A 16,333-nucleotide genomic window follows, 5' to 3' on the forward strand; every position below is an offset into this window, starting at 1 on the left:
TACATGGAAAACCGTTCCAGTAAAACTGAGTTCGGCCTGCGGTTGTATGACCGCAATATTCGGTGGACCGTCCGTCCGGGCACCATCAGCGTCGATTCCATCGAAAAGGCCTCCCGCAATATCGGATAGGACCTGAAGACGCTATCTTATATCATTGCCGGCTCAACTGCTTGCACTGCTGTAGCGGCGGACCGCAAAGCGCCAGAAGCACACGCAGCCGCAAAAGAGTCCGGCAGCCAGCAGAAAAGCCACCGGCAGCAACAGCGGCTTCGCACGCCCCAGGATGGCGGCCGCCGGGAAAGTGGTGATAAAGGCGATGGGCACCACAAACGTCAGCACGCCCCGCATCCAGGATGGGTAAACGGAGACCGGAAACCGTCCGGTTTCGTATATGGCCGTGAAGAGTTCGCTGATGTTGTCGATGCGCACAAACCAGAACGCCGAGGTCACCATCATCAGCCAGATGCTGTAAAGGATCACGGTGCCGCACAAAACGAAGCCGGTGGCAGCGGCCAGATCGGTGATCGACGGTGCCCATGCGAGGTGGGCCATAGCATAAAAACAGATGCCTATCCCCATGGCGACATCGGCCAGTTTCCAGATGGACAGGTGCCGTAGCGAGGCTATGAATTGGCTGTTCACCGGCTTGATCAGGACGAAGTCGAAAGTGCCCATGCGAATCTGCTCGATAATGCGGGTCATGTTCGGTTGCAGCAATGCTTCGATGAGGCCGTTGAAAAGAGAAAAAAAGCCCACCACGAGCATGGCCTCGTAATAGCCCCACGCGCCGATCTGATCGCGATGATAAAAGAAAACATTCAGGCCCAGTATGGCGAAGGCCAACCAGAAGACGCTGGTGAAGACGTTGGCAAGGAAGTTGGCCCGATACTCCATTTCGGTGTAAAGGGAGTTGCGGTAGAAGATGCTCAGCAGCCTGAGGTAGCGCATCGACCTCCATCTCTCTTTCCGTCAGGCGCCGACGGCGCTGTAATGTTTGAGACCGATTCGCCAGAGCAGGCGATAGATTCCGATACAAACCGCCAGCCACAGGATCTGGATACCCAAGGCGGCCAGGCGCTCCGATCCCGTGAGTCGTCCGAGCAGCAATTCCACGGGCAGGGACAGCATGTAGCGAAACGGTAGCATCGCCGCCAGTCGGCCTGCTGCGGGAGGAAAGAGCTCCAAGGGCGCGATGACGCCCCCGAACATCACCATGCCGGCGTATAGCATCTCGTTGATGGCCAGCGACTGGGTGATCCAGAAACTGAGCAATCCCACGCTGTATTGGATCATGAAGCGAATGGCCAGGGCACATGCCGTGGAGAGAAGAAAAAGTGCCACGGTGACGGGATCGGTGGGATAGGCGACGCCGGGCACGACCACCGCGGCCAGCAGGATCAGGGGCACCACCGTGAAGAGACGGAAAATCTTATCGGCCAGGTGCAGCGCCATGTGGTTGTGGATCGGATCGATGGGGCGCAGCAGTTTCGGGGAGAGCTCGCCCATGCGGATATCGTAGTCGAGTTCCCATGCCACCCACACCGAGGTCATCTGGCGCACGAAAAGCAGCGCCAAATAATAGGCCGTGAACTCAGCGGCACCATAATTGCCCACGGGTCCCGCATCTGCGATGGAGATCCACACGGCAAGCATTACCAGCGGCAAGGTGTTGGCCAGCACCCAGATCACCATGCCGGCCCGGTACTCGAGAACCAGGCTCCAGTTGACCTTCAGCAGCACCCAATATTTACGAAGCATCGCCCGGTCCCTCCCCCCGCGGCGGTGCGTCGCCAACCTGGCCACGATCGAACAGATCCGAAACAATCGCTTCCACGGGCGGCTCCTCGATGGTGACATCTTCGGCGTCGATAGTACCGAGCAGTTGTGCAGCTGCGCGGGTGGCCGTCTCGCGAGGTACCCGAATCACCGCTCGCAAGCCGTTGCAGTCGACCACCTGTCCGTAGGATGACAGCGCCTCGCAGGACACCGGATGGCGCAGAAGCAGCTTGAGGACTTTGTAGGGGGCCAACCGGGCGATCATGGCCCGCAGATCGCCGTCATAGATCAATTTCCCATGGTCGATGACGAGCACCCGTTTGCACAGGGCGGTCACGTCCGCCATGTAATGGCTGGTCAGGATCACCGTGGCCCCGTGGCGGCGGTTGTATTCAGCCACGAACTGGCGGATGCGCGTCTGCATGACGACGTCCAACCCGATGGTCGGCTCGTCTAAAAACAGGACCCGGGGGTGATGCAGCAGGGCCGCCGCCAGTTCACATTTCATGCGCTCGCCCAGCGAGAGCTTGCGCACCTGTTTGTCGATCAGCGGTTCGAGGTCGAGCAGTTCGGTCAGTTCGGTCAGCGTCTGGCGGAAGACGTCGGCGGGGATGTCGTAGATGGCCTGGTTGACGATAAAGCTTTCCATGGCAGGGAGGTCCCAGTTAAGCTGATTTTTCTGCCCCATGACCAGGGTGATCTGCTTGAGGAACGGTGATTTGCGCTCGTGGGGGGTGAAGCCGAGGATGCGCGCCCTGCCGGCGGTCGGATGCAATAGTCCGGAAAGCACCTTCAGGGTCGTGGTCTTGCCGGCCCCGTTGGGCCCTAAAAAGCCGACCACCTCGCCTGCTTCTATCTGAAAGTTAATGTCGTCAACAGCCTTCACGCTCTGGTAGCGGCGTCGGAAGAAACTGCGCAGCGATCCCATGAATCCGGCGGCTTTGCGGTGGACCCGATAGTGTTTGACGAGGCCATGGACATCGATTTGGGCCAAGACAGAAGTTCCGTTTGGGTCAGTTAAGACGAATCGAGGCGGATTGCCCGGCCCAACACATCGACCGGCAGGATATAGCGGCCTTTTATCAAATCAGATTGACCTTCTGCCGTCAATGCCAAACCGATTTTCGTGATCCTGGTATTTTGATCAGATTAAAACGATGTACGGTATCGATGTAATCACGCTTGTCTCCTACGATCAGGTTCAACACACAGACGAAGGAATGTTATCACTATCTTATTGGACCATCGTTGGTGCATATACGGTGAGGGGTGAAAAAAACGATACCGGTACGATGGTAGATGCTGTACTGTACGATATTCCCAGCAGGAAAATGCTTTTCCGCGCCCCAGGTACCAGCCGCATCAAAGGCTCCTCAACGCTGGTCAATTTGTCAGAGCAGTTGCGCACTGACTCCCTGAATGGCTTTCATCTTGCAGCCGACAATTTGGTCACCAACCTTCAGCTCGAGCTGGACCGTTTTAGAAAAAAGGTAAAAGCAATGCCGGAATCGTATGCGATTGAGCATCAACCGGGTTACACAGGTGGTGGGAGTCTGGAAGCTCGGTATGCTTTGACACTGCTTGTAATTGGAGGCTTTGCACTATGGTCAAGCAGAAGGAAAGAAGGGTTCAGGGACAAATTCTGACACTATTCATCGTCAGCCTCACAATGATCGCTTATCGCTTTCCACAATTTTCAGACTTGCTCGTGTATGACAGGCAGGCCATATTAGGTGGAGAACTGTGGCGACTACTGACCGCACCGTTGGTTCATTTTTCAGCCAGCCATATTTTTTGGAACGTTGCGGTTTTCAGCGTTGCCGGATTCACTATCACTGCGGCAGGCTTTCGCAGCTTCTGGCTGGTATGCTGTTTTGCCAGCGTCCTTCCCAGCATCATATTCCTCCTGACACTGCCTGAGCTTGAACGTTATGGCGGACTCTCGGGGTTAGCTACCGGGGCAGTTGCTTATTTATGTCTTTGTAGTGCGGTCAAAGCCAGAAAAAACCGGATGCTATGGCTGCTCATCTTGTTAAGCATGGGTACGAAGATTATTGTAGAGGCTACCATTGGCACCCCTATTTTCGTGCAGACGGGTAAAGTGCCATTTCGCGTGCTGCCTTCGGTACATGTCTTCGGATATTTAGCTGCATTAGCGGCTATTATTTGGTCTTGGCCCAAGGTTGCGCCCCACCGGACGCTGAACGACAAGGACCTGTGTGTTCGGCGTGACTGAAGGTATAAACTTAGTGCCGAGCAGCCCCCACAGCAGATAGCCCAATTCCGATGCTGCAAAATCACTTCATGCATCGGCACAGCCATCGATAATTTTCCGATAGGTACCGATCTCGTTGCTCAAGCGGACAAATTCCGCCACGGAAAGACTCTCCGCCCGCCGCATGGGATCGATCCGCGCCTTCTCAAGAACTTGCTCGCAGGCGGAGGGTGCAAGATTCAGGTCACTTTGGGACAGCGCGTTTCTCAGGGTTTTGCGCCGCTTGCCGAAGGCTGCCTTGACCACGCGAAAAAGAAGGGCTTCGTCATCGGCCGGAAAGGGTGGTGGAGAGGTGAACCGGATGCCGATCACGGTCGAATCCACCTTGGGTGCGGGGAAAAACAAAGGTGCGCGCACCTGCATCAGCACCTGCGTATACGCACAATACCCCAGCATGACGGACAGCCGGCCGTAGTCCTTGGATCCGGGACCTGCGCAGATTCGAAGGGCCATCTCTTTCTGCAGCATGAGCACCGCCCGGTCGACTCGTCTTCTGGCCTGGATCAATTGGACGACCACCTGGGATGAAATATTGTAAGGAAGGTTGCCCAATACCACCAATGACCGGCCGGCTTCGCGGGCGATCGCTTCCAGGTCCACCCGCAGAATGTCAGCCTCCCGAATCTCGACGTTTTCGATGCCGGCAGCCAGCAGTTCCGTCCGGAGCAGATCGATGATCCGGCCGTCCTTGTCCACGGCAATCACCCGGCTGGCGGCCGCCGCCGCGGGAATGGTCATGGCCCCCAGGCCGGGACCGACCTCCAGCACGACATCGTTGCCGGCGATACCGGCTTTGTTCACGATGGCCCGGGCCACGTTGGGGTCGTTGAGAAAATTCTGACCCAGCTGCTTCCTGGCCTGGATGTTCCAGGCGGTCAGCAGCGCCCGCGGCGATGTCATGGCCGCGGCCTTGAATCGGTATCGATCTGCCGGGCCCGTCGTCGGATGATGATGAATACGCGAAAGGTGATGAAATAAGCCGCTGCACCAAAAACTGCCCCGATGACCACCCCGCCGACGATCATGGCCCAGGTGACCTCCAGCCCCAGGTCCATCAGCTGGGAGAATGAGTCAAAGGCGATGCTGTCCAGCGTTTTCTGGTATCCCAAGAGCATACACCCCAGCTTGTAGTTGGCATAATACACCACGGGGATGGTAAGCGGGTTGCTCAGCCATGTGCCCAGCACTGCCGCTGATTTGCTTCCCCGAACCAGAAAGGCCAGGGCAATGGCAACGATGGTCTGCATAGGAATGATCGGCGTGATGGACACGAAAATACCCACCGCCATGCCCAAGGCGATAAAGTGGGGGTTGCCCTCCAGTTGACGCATGCGGACCAGCATCTGGCTGAAGCGTTCCCGGGGGCCCGTGAACACAGGCGGTTTTCTCTTGTATCGGTGGTGCGTTGAATTCATGGTACTGGCAACCGTCTCAGGATCTAAGGCCCGGATCACCCCGAACAGCGGGGCGGGGTATGTGCCTGCTTCAAGAATCATCGGTTATTTTTTCGTTCCCGATCCAGCTCTCGTTTCTGGTCGCGGCGCCGGATGGTTTCACGTTTGTCGTGACTCTGCTTGCCCCTGGCCAAGGCAAGGCTGAGTTTGGCCTTGCCTTCTTTAAAATACAGCCTCAACGGGATGAGCGAGTACCCCTTTTCGTTGACCTTGCCATAAAGCTTTTTTATTTCGTAGTGGTGCAGCAAAAGTTTTCTGGGGCGCAGGGGATCGTGGTTGTCGAAGTAGGCGAAGGGGTAGGCGCCGATATGCATCTGGTAGACGAAAACCTCGCCGTTCTTGATGCGAGCGTAGGAATCCTTGAGATTGGCCTTGCCCATCCGCAGGGATTTAACCTCGGTGCCGGCCAGCACGATCCCGGCTTCATATTTGTCCTCGATGAGGTAATCGTGTCGGGCCTTGCGGTTCTCCGCCACGATTTTGATCGGTTGCTTTTCCACGGAATTACTGCTCCTGTTGTTCGGGCTCGATTGGTGAAACGACGCTACCGAAGTGTCGCTCCACCAGCACCCGAACCTCGTCAGCGGTCGTCTTGCGCATCAGCGCATCCATAAAATCACGCAGATCGGCAGTATTGATTGAGCGGATGGCGTTCTTCACCAGGGGGATAGCCTGGGGGTTCATGCTCAGTTCGTGCACCCCCAGCCCCAGTAAAATGGGGGCAAAAAGCGGATCTCCGGCCATCTCACCACACATGTAGGTCTTGATGCCTTTTTCCCGGCCCACATCGCAGGTTCGCTTGATCATACGGAGTATGGCCGGATGCAGCGGCTGATGAAGGTGGGCCACATGCCGGTTGCCCCGGTCGATGGCCAGGGTGTATTGGATCAGGTCGTTGGTACCGATGCTGAAAAAATCAACCTTTTCAGCCAGAATGTCGGCGGTAACCACTGCCGATGGGACTTCGATCATAATTCCCAAGGGAATATCCCGTTTGTGAGCAACCCCCTGCTGCTCCAGGCATTGGGCGGCCTCGTCCAGCAGATCGATGGTTTGTTCGACCTCTTCAATCCCTGAAATCATGGGAACGAGAATGCGAACCTCCCCGAAGGCCGCAGCCCGCAGGATAGCCCGAAGCTGGGTTTTGAATATTTCTGGCTTTTGAAGGCAGTAGCGGATGGCCCGGAGACCCAGCGCCGGGTTGAGTTCGTGGCTGTCCCGGACATAATTCACCGCTTTGTCGCCGTTGATGTCAAGGGTCCGGATGGTCACCGGCCGAGCGCCCATCACGTCGACCACGCCTTTGTAGTTGTCGAACAGCATCTCTTCGGTGGGAAAATCCGGACGGCTGAGATATTGAAATTCGGTCCGGTACAAACCGATGCCGTCGCCGCCGTGATCCAGCACGGAAACCACCTCTTCGGGAAGTTCGATGTTGCCCATGACCGAGATGCGGACGCCGTCCCTGGTCTGGGCGGGCAGATGGCTTTTTCTGGCCATCAGCGCTTTTTGAATTTCGTACTGCTCTCTGCGCTCCTCGGTTTCCAGCAGCGTCTGCTCGGTGGGGTTGACCACGACGATGCCGGTCTCGCCGTCCACGATGATAATATCGTCATTTTTAATTTTCAGCGTGGCGTTGCCCACCCCTAATACGGCGGGAATTTCAAGCGTCCGGGCGATGATGCTGGTGTGGGAAGCCCGACCGCCGCGGTTGGTGACAAATCCCTTGATCCGCTCCAGCTGAATCTGGCTGGTCTCCGCCGGAGAAAGGTCCCGGGCCACTAAAATCACCCGCTTGTCGATTCGCCCAATATCCACCTGATCTGCACCGACCAGGTTTTCCATGATGCGGTCCGACACATGAGTGATATCCTCCGCCCGCTGTTTGAGATAGTCATCGGACATGTTCTCGAAGATCGGTTTGACCAGGGAAACTACCTTTTTAAGGGCCCATTCTGCGTTGACCCGCTCCTTCTCGATGACGTCGATCGTCCGATCATAGAGCATCTTGTCTTCCAGCAGCAGCATGTGGGTCTCTAAAATCTGGGTATGCTGACGAAGCTCCTCGGGAACGGTGTCGATGATGCGACGCAGCGCAGTCCGCGCTTTTTTTACCGCCGTCTTGAAGCGGCCCACTTCTGCAGATCGCGATTCCTCAGGGATCACATACTTTTTGATGACATCCACACCCTCTTTGTCCACCAGGTAGGCTTTACCGATGCATATGCCAGGGGATCCGCCGATGCCCTTGAGAATGATTTCCTGGTGTTCCTGATTTTCCATGAACCGTTATTCTCCAAACCCGGATCGAACCAGTGTCGCGATGCGTTCCAGGGTATTCAGATCGGCGTCATCGTCGATGCTGACGGTGATCTCCGTGCCCGCGGGGCAGGCAAGTGTCAGGATGTCCAGTATGGATGTGGCGTCTGCCGTGTTGCCGTTTTTCATGATCCATACCCCCCCTTTGGCTTCTCCAGCCAGTTTGGCCAGCTTGGCGGCGGATCTCGCATGCAATCCGAGATCATTGACGATCCGAAGGGTTCGGGATTGGGCCGTTTTCATGTCGTCCCTGAATTCTGCCGGTATTCTGGTGGCGGCTGCGCCGACTAGATCTCAATTAACAGGCTGTTAAGGCAACCTGGGCCGTTTCTGTTTAACCGGCCAGTCAGATCTCCCACCAACAAAAAAAGGGAATCATCCCTTTATTCAAACCTAAATTATCTATCAACCACCGAAACCGATGTCAATGTGTAAACATTGACAATACCAGCCCTTGAGGATATGTTGATTTCCATTCGATCCGGGTAAAATTCGCACCTATCACCGACAGCCATACCAAAGTGAAACCATGGGAGATAGCCATGACTGCAAAGGTGACGATCTTCGGCAAAAACTCGTGACCCCATACATCGGCGGCCCGTGAGGCCTACGCAAGCGAAAACAGATCGGTTGAATACGTCAGTGTAATCGATGATCCCCTCGCAATGGAAAAAATGCTGGCGCTCTCCAATGGCCAGCGAAAAGTCCCCGTCATTGTCGAAGGCGAACGGGTAACCGTGGGTTTCCAGGGAAAAGGGTGAGCGGTGTGAACCTGGCGGCTGGAGGCCGTCCCTCGATATGCTTGTGGTTCAGTATGTAAATCATTAAATTCCTGTCTCTAATTTTAAATTTGGTAAAGACAAAAAGCAAAACAACAATAGCCAAAAACCAAATCACAGATAAATAACAATCACTCAAATTCGAAATTCCAAACCACTATTTTAGTTGGCCCTATTTGTGATTTAACTTTTTGGGATGTATTGGATATTTGGTGATTGTAATTTGTTATTTTTGATTTGTTTGTATCAGGTCGTTTCATCGATGGATGGACCAATGAATGTGCACCATCGAATGTTGGCTGGGAAAAGAGGCCCTGAATGGAGAAGCAGTTTTTAATCGACGATCTGAAGCTGGGAGAATCCTGGCGGCTTTTTAAGATCATGGGTGAATTTGTGGAAGGCGTAGAGGGCCTTCACGACCTGGGTCCCGCAGTCAGCATTTTCGGATCCGCAAGAACCAAACCTGACGATCCGCAATATAAAAAAGCGGAGGCCATCGCCGCCCTTTTCGTTAAAAACGGTTTCGGGATAATCACCGGCGGGGGCGGAGGGATCATGGAGGCGGCCAACAAAGGCGCCGCCGAAGCCGGCGGCACGTCGGTGGGCCTGAACATCCGGCTTCCCTTTGAACAGAAGCCCAACCCGTATGCAACGATCCAAATGGAATTCAAGTATTTTTTCATCCGCAAGGTCATGTTCATCAAATATGCCGCTGCCTACGTGATCATGCCCGGCGGATTCGGCACCATGGATGAATTATTCGAAGTGATGACCCTGGTGCAGACCCGTCGAATCCGACCCTTTCCCATCATCATGGTGGGAACCGACTATTGGGGCGGATTGCTGGAGTGGATCCGCAGCCAGCTGCTGGCCCAATCGTTCATTTCTCCCAAGGACATGGATATCATTCAAGTATTGGATGACCCTGAAGCGATCGTTGGCACAGTCCGCAAAATCCTCGTCGTCTGACGACCGCCTCTCTTGATCAGCAAGTGTGACTATGTCTAAGTCAGCACAGCAGGGTTCAGCATCGGCAAACGCCATGTCCACGAATCCTTCAGATCCGACTGTCCAGCGCCAAAATGCATCTCTGCGGGCCCTTCACGAAACCGCCTTGGGCCTTCTGGATAAAATCGACAAGGAAGAATTGCTCGAGACCATTATCGAGCGCGCAGCCGCCTTGACCGGCACCCAGCATTGCTACATCTATCTGTTGGAACCGGACGCACAGACCATGCAGATGCGCGTGGGCAAGGGTTTTTTTGCCGAGCAGTTGGGCCGGTCGGTCCGCAAGGGCGAAGGCATGGGCGGGTGCGTCTGGCAGACGGAGGAACCCGTGCTCGTCGCGGACTACAGCAACTGGTCAGGGCGGCTGGAGGATCCGGCCCTTGACGGCCTGCACTGCATCGTGGGGATTCCGCTGAAATCCGACAGTCAGGTTCAGGGCGTCATCGGTCTGGCCCATGTGGATCCGGAAAAGCGCTTCGACCAAGAAGATGTCATTCTCCTTGAACGCTTTGCCGCCTTGGCGCTGCTGGCACTGGAAAAGGCCACCCTGTACAGCAAGGTCACCCGCGAACTGGCCGAACGAAAAAAAGCCGAGGCCCGGATTCGTGAGAGCGAACAGCGCTATCGTTCTTTCCTGGAGTCTTCCCCGGATCCCATTGTCGCCTACAACATGAAAGGGGTTGCCACCTACGTCAACCCGGCTTTCGAACAGACCTTCGGTCTATCCCGCCACGAACTGCTGGGCAAACAGATTGATTTCGTCCCTGAAGAGTGCTGGCCGGAGACCAAAGCCGCCATCGACGAAATGCTGAGCGGTCGCAAAATCACCATGTTCGAAACCAAGCGGCTAGCCAAGGATGGTCGGGTGCTGGACGTTCAAATCAGCTCGACCCTGTTTCAAAATCAAAACGGACGGCCGGTGGGCAATATCGTTACCCTGCGGGATATCAGCGCCCGCAAAAAGGCGGAAGAAGCCCTTCAGCAATACCACGACCAGTTGGAAGAGCTGGTCCAGGAGCGAACCGCGGAGCTGGCCGACACCAACCGCCGGCTGAAGCAGCAGATCGAAGAGCGCAAGCGGGCGGAATCGGCATTGAGGGCCCAATCCAGTTATTTGGAAGAGGTCAACACCGCGCTGCAGGTGCTGCTCAAAAAGCGGGAGGAGGACAAACGTGAAGTGCAGGAAAACGTTCTTTCCAATGTCAAGGAACTGGTATCTCCCTATCTGCTCCGTCTGAAAAGAGGACACCTGGAGCCTCACCAGGCGACCATGCTTGAAATCCTGCAGTCCAACCTGGACAATATCATCTCCCCTTTTATCAGCAAGCTATCTTCTCGATATTTCAACTTCACACCCACCGAAATCCGGGTGGCCAACCTGATCAAGGAGGGCAAAACCAACAAGGAGATCGCCGAATTGCTGCTGATTTCAAAAAATACGGTTTTATTCCATCGCCACAACATCCGCACCAAACTGGGCCTGCGAAATAAAAAAATAAACCTCAGAACCCATCTGCTCTCCTATGATGATTAGCGGTTATTGCCCGCTATTTACCTGCTATTTTATCAACTTGACATTCTTGCATGTTAAAACGATAATGGCCCTTGAATGACCCGTACACCACCTTAAATCTGTGCCGCTTTAAACCCAATAGATTGATTTTAATATAATAATTGAAGATAAGATAGTTTTTTAAAATAATATGAATGTAATTTATTTTTTTAATTATCGAGTGAAATATTAAGGACGCTATTTTTATCTGTCGCGCTATTATGGTAGACCCTGAACCCGGCAACATGTTGAGCTGTCACCCACATCAGGTTGAGCTTATATGACCACCTTATCCATTGAGAACGTTACGCTTACTTTCGGCGGACTGAACGCGCTTTCCGATGTAACCATGACCATCGAACCGGGATTGATCACCTCCATCATCGGTCCCAACGGTGCCGGAAAAACCAGTATTCTGAACTGCATCTCCGGATTTTATCACCCGACCACAGGAGAGATCAAATACGGGGACAAACGCCTGACCCGTGCGCTTCCCCACCAGGTGACCAAACTGGGCATCGCCCGGGCGTTTCAGAATTTAGAGCTGTTTAGAGGCTTGTCGGTCCTCGACAACCTGATGCTGGCCCGCCATACCAACCTGAAATACAATTTTCTCCAGGCCATGATCTACGTCGGCAAAACATCGCGGCAGGAGGCCGAAAACCGCGCCTACGTGGAAGATATCATCGACTTCATGGAGCTCGAGCCCTACCGCAAAAGCACGGTGGGCAATCTGGCCTACGGCATCCAGAAACGCGTCGAGGTCGCCAGGGCGCTCACGCTGAATCCCCAACTGCTGCTGCTTGACGAGCCCATGGCGGGCATGAATATCGAAGAAAAAGAAGATATCGTAAGATTCGTCATGGACATAAAAAAGGAGCAAAAGAAAACAATCATTCTGGTTGAACATGATCTGGGTGTGGTCATGGATATTTCCGATCGCATCCATGTGCTTGACTTCGGGGAAGTCATCGGATCGGGGACACCTGAGGAAGTGGCTGCTAACGAAAAGGTTATCGAGGCTTACATCGGAGAAGATTAATTGGACACGACAGATACGCAACACCTTCAGTCACTGACCATTCCACAATTGCTGCGCTGGCGCGTTGAAAGCACCGGGGATAAAGTCGCCTTGCGGGAAAAAGAATTTGGCCGCTGGAACTCCTACACCTGGAATGAATATTACCATTTGGTTCGCAAGACAGGATTGGGCCTACAAAAACTCGGCTTGGAAAAAGGCGACACCATCGCCTTGATCGGCGACAACATTCCGGAAATGCTCTTCACCGCCATTGGCGCACAAGCAGTAGGCGGCATCTCCGCAGCCATCTACCAGACCACCATGCCTGAAGAGATCGCTCAACTGCTGGTATACATGAATGTCACCATGGTCTTTTGCGATAACCAGGAGCAGGTTGACAAAATTGTAGAGATCCGCAAGCGGGTCCCGGGCGTCAGGCATGTCATCTACGAGGACCCCCGCGGCATGCGCGGCTACCGGTCCGATGACTGGTTCGTCTTCATCGAAGATCTCTACCGGCTCGGCGATGAGGTCCACGCCGAAAATCCGGAACTTTATGAATCCCTGTTAGACCAAGGCACCGCCGACCAGGTCTGCCACCTCTGCCTGACCTCCGGCACCACCGGTCTGTCCAAGGGGACCATGCTGACTCACAAGAACTTTATCAGCATGGGATTGCAGCTCACCGAAGCCGACCCTCTGGCGGATACCGACGAATATCTCTCCTTCCTGCCCTTTGCCTGGATCGGCGAGCAGATGAACTCGTTTGGTGTGGCCATGGCCACCGGGATCACCATCAATTTTCCCGAATCGGTGGAAACGGCCATGGACGACCTCAAGGAGATCGGCCCCCATTTCATGTTCGGGGCACCCCGGATATATGAGACCATCCGCTCCCAGATCTGGCTTAAAATCGATGAATCCTATTGGCTCAACCGAAAACTCTACAATTATTTCATCAAAATCGGTGAAAAGGCGGCCGGCTACCGCATGTCGGGCAAATCCATGCCGCCCGGCCTGAGATTCAAGGCCTGGCTGGGTTACCAGATCATGTTCCGGCCCCTAATCAACCAAATTGGCCTGCTGCGCCTGCGCCGGGCCTACACCGGCGGCGCCGCCCTGGGGCCCGAACTGTTTACCTTTTACCAGGCCATCGGGGTCAACCTGAAGCAGATCTACGGCCAGACCGAAATCGTGGGCATCGCCTACATGCACAGGGACGGCGACGTGCGGCCCGATACGGTCGGCAAACCGCTTCCCAACACCGAATGCAAGATTTCAGAGGAAGGCGAAATCCTTTCCCGGTCACCCTCGGTGACGCCCGGCTACTACAAACTGCCTGACAAGACGGCAGAGTTGCTGGAAGGCGGCTGGCTGCACTCCGGCGATGCCGGTTACATCGACGAACACGGTCACCTGGTGGTCATCGACCGCCTGGCCGACGTGATGCACAATGCCAATGGTGAGATGTTCAGTCCCATGTTCCTGGAGAACAAGCTCAAGTTCAGCCCCTATATCAAAGAGGCGGTGATCTTCGGAGACAAGCGTGACTACGTGGCCGCCCTGATCAACATCGACCCCATCGTGGTGGGCAAATGGGCCGAAGACCGGGGTATCTCCTACACCACGTTCATGGATCTGTCGGCCAAACCCGAAGTGGCCGGGCTGATCAAGGAACAGGTGGCCGACATCAATTCACGGGCAGAAAAAGAGCACTTCAAGATCAAACGGTTTGCCATTTTATACAAACTGCTGGACATGGATGACGGTGAATTGACCAAAACGGGAAAAATTCGCAGGAAATTCGTGCGGGAGAAATACCAGAACCTTTACGATGCCCTGTACGATGAAAACATCAGCGAAAAGGAGGTCGAGGCCTTCTTCCAGTACCAGGACGGACAATCAACCACGGTGAAAACCAAGATTTCATTTTATACCATGGAAGGGTTCTGATGAGTTACTTTTTTCAACTGGTGGTCAGCGGCATCGTGGTGGGCTCCATTTATGCCTTGGCGGCACTCGGATTTGTCCTGATCTATAAATCGAGCAAGGTGCTCAATATCGCCCACGGGCAAATTATTGCCGCCGGTGCATTTATCGCCTATGCATTGACCGGTATGGCGGGGATTCCGATTTATATCTCCTTTTTCCTGAGCATGGTGATTACTTTCTTCCTGGCCATGAGCGTGGAGCGGATATTTTTACGCCGGTTGATCGGAGAGCCGATCATCTCTGTCATCATGGTAACGATCGGCCTGATGTCCATCCTCGATGGGTTGATTTTTCTGACCCCCTTTGGATCGGTAAACTTCTCTTTTCCCAGATTTTTACCCCGTACCCTGATATCCTTCGGCGGCGTGTCCATCTCCTGGACCCAGCTGGTGGGCGTCATCGTGACCGCTGTGATGATCGGGGGGTTCTCATGGTTTTTTAAGAAATCAACGGTGGGCATCTCCATGCGGGCGGTATCGGACGATCAGTTCGCCTCCATGTCCGTGGGCATTTCCGTGCCCCGGGTGTTCGGCCTCGCATGGGCCACGGCCGGGTTGAGCGCCGCCGCTGCAGGCGTCATCATAGGAAATATAACCGGTCTCAATTTTGAGACGCTGCAAGCCTTTGGCATAACCGTTTTTCCGGTGGTTATTCTGGGCGGACTGGATTCCATTTTAGGCGCGGTAGTGGCCGGCGTCATCATGGGCATCATCCAGCAGTTCGCCAGTGGATACCTGGACGGCAACTGGGGGCTCAACGGCACCGCGGAAGTGCTGCCCTATATCATTTTGTTAATCATCCTGCTTTTCAAGCCCCACGGACTTTTCGGCATCCATGAAATTGAACGGGTATAAATCATGTCAACCAATCGTTGGTTAGCCACCGGCAACTACTTTACCGATTACCAGGACGAACAGCGAATATTCTTTACCCACTTGGACCGGACCATCCTCATCCTGTTCCTCTTTGTGCTTTTTGCCTGGCCGTTGCTTTTTTCCCTGAGCAACAAATACATGCTGGTTTTGGACAACATCCTGATTGCCATGGTGGCGATCATCGGCCTGAACATCGTCACCGGTTTCGCCGGCCTGATATCCATCGGGCATGCCGCCTTTATGGGCATCGGGGCCTATACCCTAGCCTCTATTTCAAGGACCCTGGGTGACAGTCATGTGATTATCACGCATGCCTGGCCGCTGATGATTGTTCTTTCCGGGTTGATGGGTGCGATCTTCGGGGCCATCGTCGGGCTTCCGGCCATGCGTCTGAAACATCTCTACCTGGCCATCGCCACCCTGAGCTTCCAGATGATTTTTTCGTGGACGATCAATTTTCTGGAATTTTTTAACCAGGGGCAAACCATCCCCATCAGCCGGGTGTATTGGTTTACCGGGAAATTGGCCAGAGATGAGCACTACCTCTTCTGGTATTATGTGCTGCTTGTGGTGGTGGTGCTTTCGGGGTTCATGGTGCGAAATCTCCTGAGAACACGCTACGGGCGCTGCTTGAGCGCGGTCCGGGACAATGACCGGGCCGCCGACGCCATGGGAATGCATCCCGGTCTAACCAAAGTATATGCCTTCGGTCTGGCCGGTTTTTTTGCCGGTGTCGCCGGCGCCCTTCACGCATACGTCTACCGGGGTGTGGGTTTTGAATCCTTTACCCTGCATCACTCGATCACCTATCTGGCCATTGCCATCGTGGGCGGTCTGGGGACACTCAGCGGATCTTTCTGGGGCCCGACCGCGATCATCGCCCTCGAACTCCAGGTGGAAACCCTTGCCGAGCACGCCGGCCAGATATTGCCGTCAGACTGGAATCTCGCCACCGCTTTAAAACCTTTTTCTTTTGGCCTGGTAATCGTCCTGTTCTTGATGTTTGAACCGAGGGGGATCGCAAACTGGTGGCGCATCGCACGCTCTTATACCAAACTGTGGCCATTCCGGTACTGAGCCGCCGGGATTGGCCATTTTGTTCGGCCCACAAATAACACCCAACCAACTAAAGAGGGGGAGTCATGAAAAACAGGAAAAGGATGACCATTGTTTTATCGCTTACACTTATCGTTCTCTTTGCGTTTACCGTTCAGGTTCAAGCCGAGACATACAAACTGGGCCTCTCCCTGGCCATTACCGGACCGACCTCTGATGCCGGCGA

Annotated in this window: 17 protein-coding genes; 9 read left to right on the forward strand and 8 right to left on the reverse strand. The window is 54.5% G+C overall.

The genetic code is table 11. The annotated features are described in order from the left end of the window. Nucleotides 1-162 precede the first annotated feature (162 nt). Genes ABYV26_RS07880 through ABYV26_RS07890 form a run of 3 tightly spaced genes read right to left on the reverse strand, consistent with a single transcriptional unit; the run spans nucleotide 163 to nucleotide 2,770 of the window. The gene (locus tag ABYV26_RS07880; RefSeq protein WP_372679813.1) at nucleotides 163-948 is read right to left on the reverse strand and encodes an ABC transporter permease; all 786 of its coding nucleotides are present in this window, start codon (nucleotides 946-948) and stop codon (nucleotides 163-165) included. Between the two features lie 21 nt (nucleotides 949-969). After that, nucleotides 970-1,758, reverse strand: coding sequence for an ABC transporter permease (locus ABYV26_RS07885; protein WP_372679814.1), 789 nt, complete (start codon nucleotides 1,756-1,758; stop codon nucleotides 970-972). After that, the gene (locus ABYV26_RS07890) at nucleotides 1,748-2,770 is read right to left on the reverse strand and encodes an ATP-binding cassette domain-containing protein (RefSeq protein ID WP_372679816.1); all 1,023 of its coding nucleotides are present in this window, start codon (nucleotides 2,768-2,770) and stop codon (nucleotides 1,748-1,750) included. Before ABYV26_RS07890 ends, ABYV26_RS07885 begins: the two co-directional genes overlap by 11 nt. Before the next feature lie 163 nt (nucleotides 2,771-2,933). Between ABYV26_RS07890 and rhlP the strand changes: the two genes are divergently transcribed. Together rhlP and rrtA are read left to right on the forward strand one after the other, a co-directional pair. Further along, nucleotides 2,934-3,422, forward strand: coding sequence for a rhombotarget lipoprotein (gene rhlP, locus ABYV26_RS07895; RefSeq protein ID WP_372679817.1), 489 nt, complete (start codon nucleotides 2,934-2,936; stop codon nucleotides 3,420-3,422). Continuing rightward, nucleotides 3,380-4,012 carry a rhombosortase gene (gene rrtA, locus ABYV26_RS07900; RefSeq protein ID WP_372679818.1) on the forward strand — a complete coding sequence of 211 codons (633 nt, stop codon included), beginning with the start codon at nucleotides 3,380-3,382 and terminating at the stop codon, nucleotides 4,010-4,012. Before rhlP ends, rrtA begins: the two co-directional genes overlap by 43 nt. A gap of 66 nt (nucleotides 4,013-4,078) precedes the next feature. On the opposite strand, the gene rsmA is transcribed toward rrtA, so the two are convergent. From rsmA to ABYV26_RS07925, 5 genes are read right to left on the reverse strand one after another with little or no spacing between them, the layout of a single operon-like run. Further along, a complete protein-coding gene (gene rsmA, locus ABYV26_RS07905; protein WP_372679820.1) occupies nucleotides 4,079-4,951 on the reverse strand; it encodes a 16S rRNA (adenine(1518)-N(6)/adenine(1519)-N(6))-dimethyltransferase RsmA in 873 nt (290 codons plus the stop codon). Beyond that, nucleotides 4,948-5,547, reverse strand: a complete 600-nt coding sequence (locus tag ABYV26_RS07910; protein WP_372679822.1) for a DUF2062 domain-containing protein — start codon at nucleotides 5,545-5,547, stop codon at nucleotides 4,948-4,950. The genes rsmA and ABYV26_RS07910 overlap by 4 nt, the downstream gene beginning before the upstream one ends. Further along, a complete protein-coding gene (smpB, locus tag ABYV26_RS07915; protein WP_372679824.1) occupies nucleotides 5,544-6,005 on the reverse strand; it encodes an SsrA-binding protein SmpB in 462 nt (153 codons plus the stop codon). Before smpB ends, ABYV26_RS07910 begins: the two co-directional genes overlap by 4 nt. A 4-nt stretch (nucleotides 6,006-6,009) precedes the next feature. Further along, nucleotides 6,010-7,788 (reverse strand): phosphoenolpyruvate--protein phosphotransferase, encoded by a 1,779-nt coding sequence (ptsP, locus tag ABYV26_RS07920; RefSeq protein WP_372679825.1) that lies wholly within the window; start codon nucleotides 7,786-7,788, stop codon nucleotides 6,010-6,012. A 6-nt stretch (nucleotides 7,789-7,794) separates the two neighbouring features. Further along, nucleotides 7,795-8,067 carry an HPr family phosphocarrier protein gene (locus ABYV26_RS07925; protein WP_372679826.1) on the reverse strand — a complete coding sequence of 91 codons (273 nt, stop codon included), beginning with the start codon at nucleotides 8,065-8,067 and terminating at the stop codon, nucleotides 7,795-7,797. Nucleotides 8,068-8,366: 299 nt separating this feature from the next. On the opposite strand from ABYV26_RS07925, the gene uxx1 reads away from it, so the two are divergent. From uxx1 to ABYV26_RS07960, 7 genes are all read left to right on the forward strand, one after another. Further along, nucleotides 8,367-8,585: a UXX-star selenoprotein family 1 gene (gene uxx1 / locus ABYV26_RS07930; RefSeq protein ID WP_372679828.1), complete on the forward strand. Its 219-nt coding sequence runs from the start codon at nucleotides 8,367-8,369 to the stop codon at nucleotides 8,583-8,585. Between the two features lie 336 nt (nucleotides 8,586-8,921). Next, the gene (locus tag ABYV26_RS07935; RefSeq protein ID WP_372679830.1) at nucleotides 8,922-9,572 is read left to right on the forward strand and encodes a TIGR00730 family Rossman fold protein; all 651 of its coding nucleotides are present in this window, start codon (nucleotides 8,922-8,924) and stop codon (nucleotides 9,570-9,572) included. Nucleotides 9,573-9,603: 31 nt separating this feature from the next. Then, on the forward strand, nucleotides 9,604-11,145 hold the full coding sequence (locus ABYV26_RS07940; protein ID WP_372679832.1) for a PAS domain S-box protein: 1,542 nt from the start codon (nucleotides 9,604-9,606) through the stop codon (nucleotides 11,143-11,145). 298 nt (nucleotides 11,146-11,443) lie between these two features. Then, on the forward strand, nucleotides 11,444-12,205 hold the full coding sequence (locus tag ABYV26_RS07945; RefSeq protein WP_372679834.1) for an ABC transporter ATP-binding protein: 762 nt from the start codon (nucleotides 11,444-11,446) through the stop codon (nucleotides 12,203-12,205). Further along, entirely contained in the window at nucleotides 12,206-14,137 is a 1,932-nt protein-coding gene (locus ABYV26_RS07950; protein ID WP_372679836.1) for an AMP-binding protein, read from the forward strand. It begins immediately after the preceding gene. Next, on the forward strand, nucleotides 14,137-15,030 hold the full coding sequence (locus ABYV26_RS07955; RefSeq protein ID WP_372679838.1) for a branched-chain amino acid ABC transporter permease: 894 nt from the start codon (nucleotides 14,137-14,139) through the stop codon (nucleotides 15,028-15,030). Before ABYV26_RS07950 ends, ABYV26_RS07955 begins: the two co-directional genes overlap by 1 nt. Before the next feature lie 3 nt (nucleotides 15,031-15,033). After that, complete coding sequence (locus tag ABYV26_RS07960; RefSeq protein ID WP_372679840.1) at nucleotides 15,034-16,128, forward strand: branched-chain amino acid ABC transporter permease; 1,095 nt, start codon at nucleotides 15,034-15,036, stop codon at nucleotides 16,126-16,128. Nucleotides 16,129-16,333: the final 205 nt, after the last annotated feature.

This window comes from Desulfosarcina sp. (assembly GCF_041551955.1).
In the GTDB taxonomy this organism is placed as follows: Bacteria; Desulfobacterota; Desulfobacteria; order Desulfobacterales; family Desulfosarcinaceae; genus Desulfosarcina.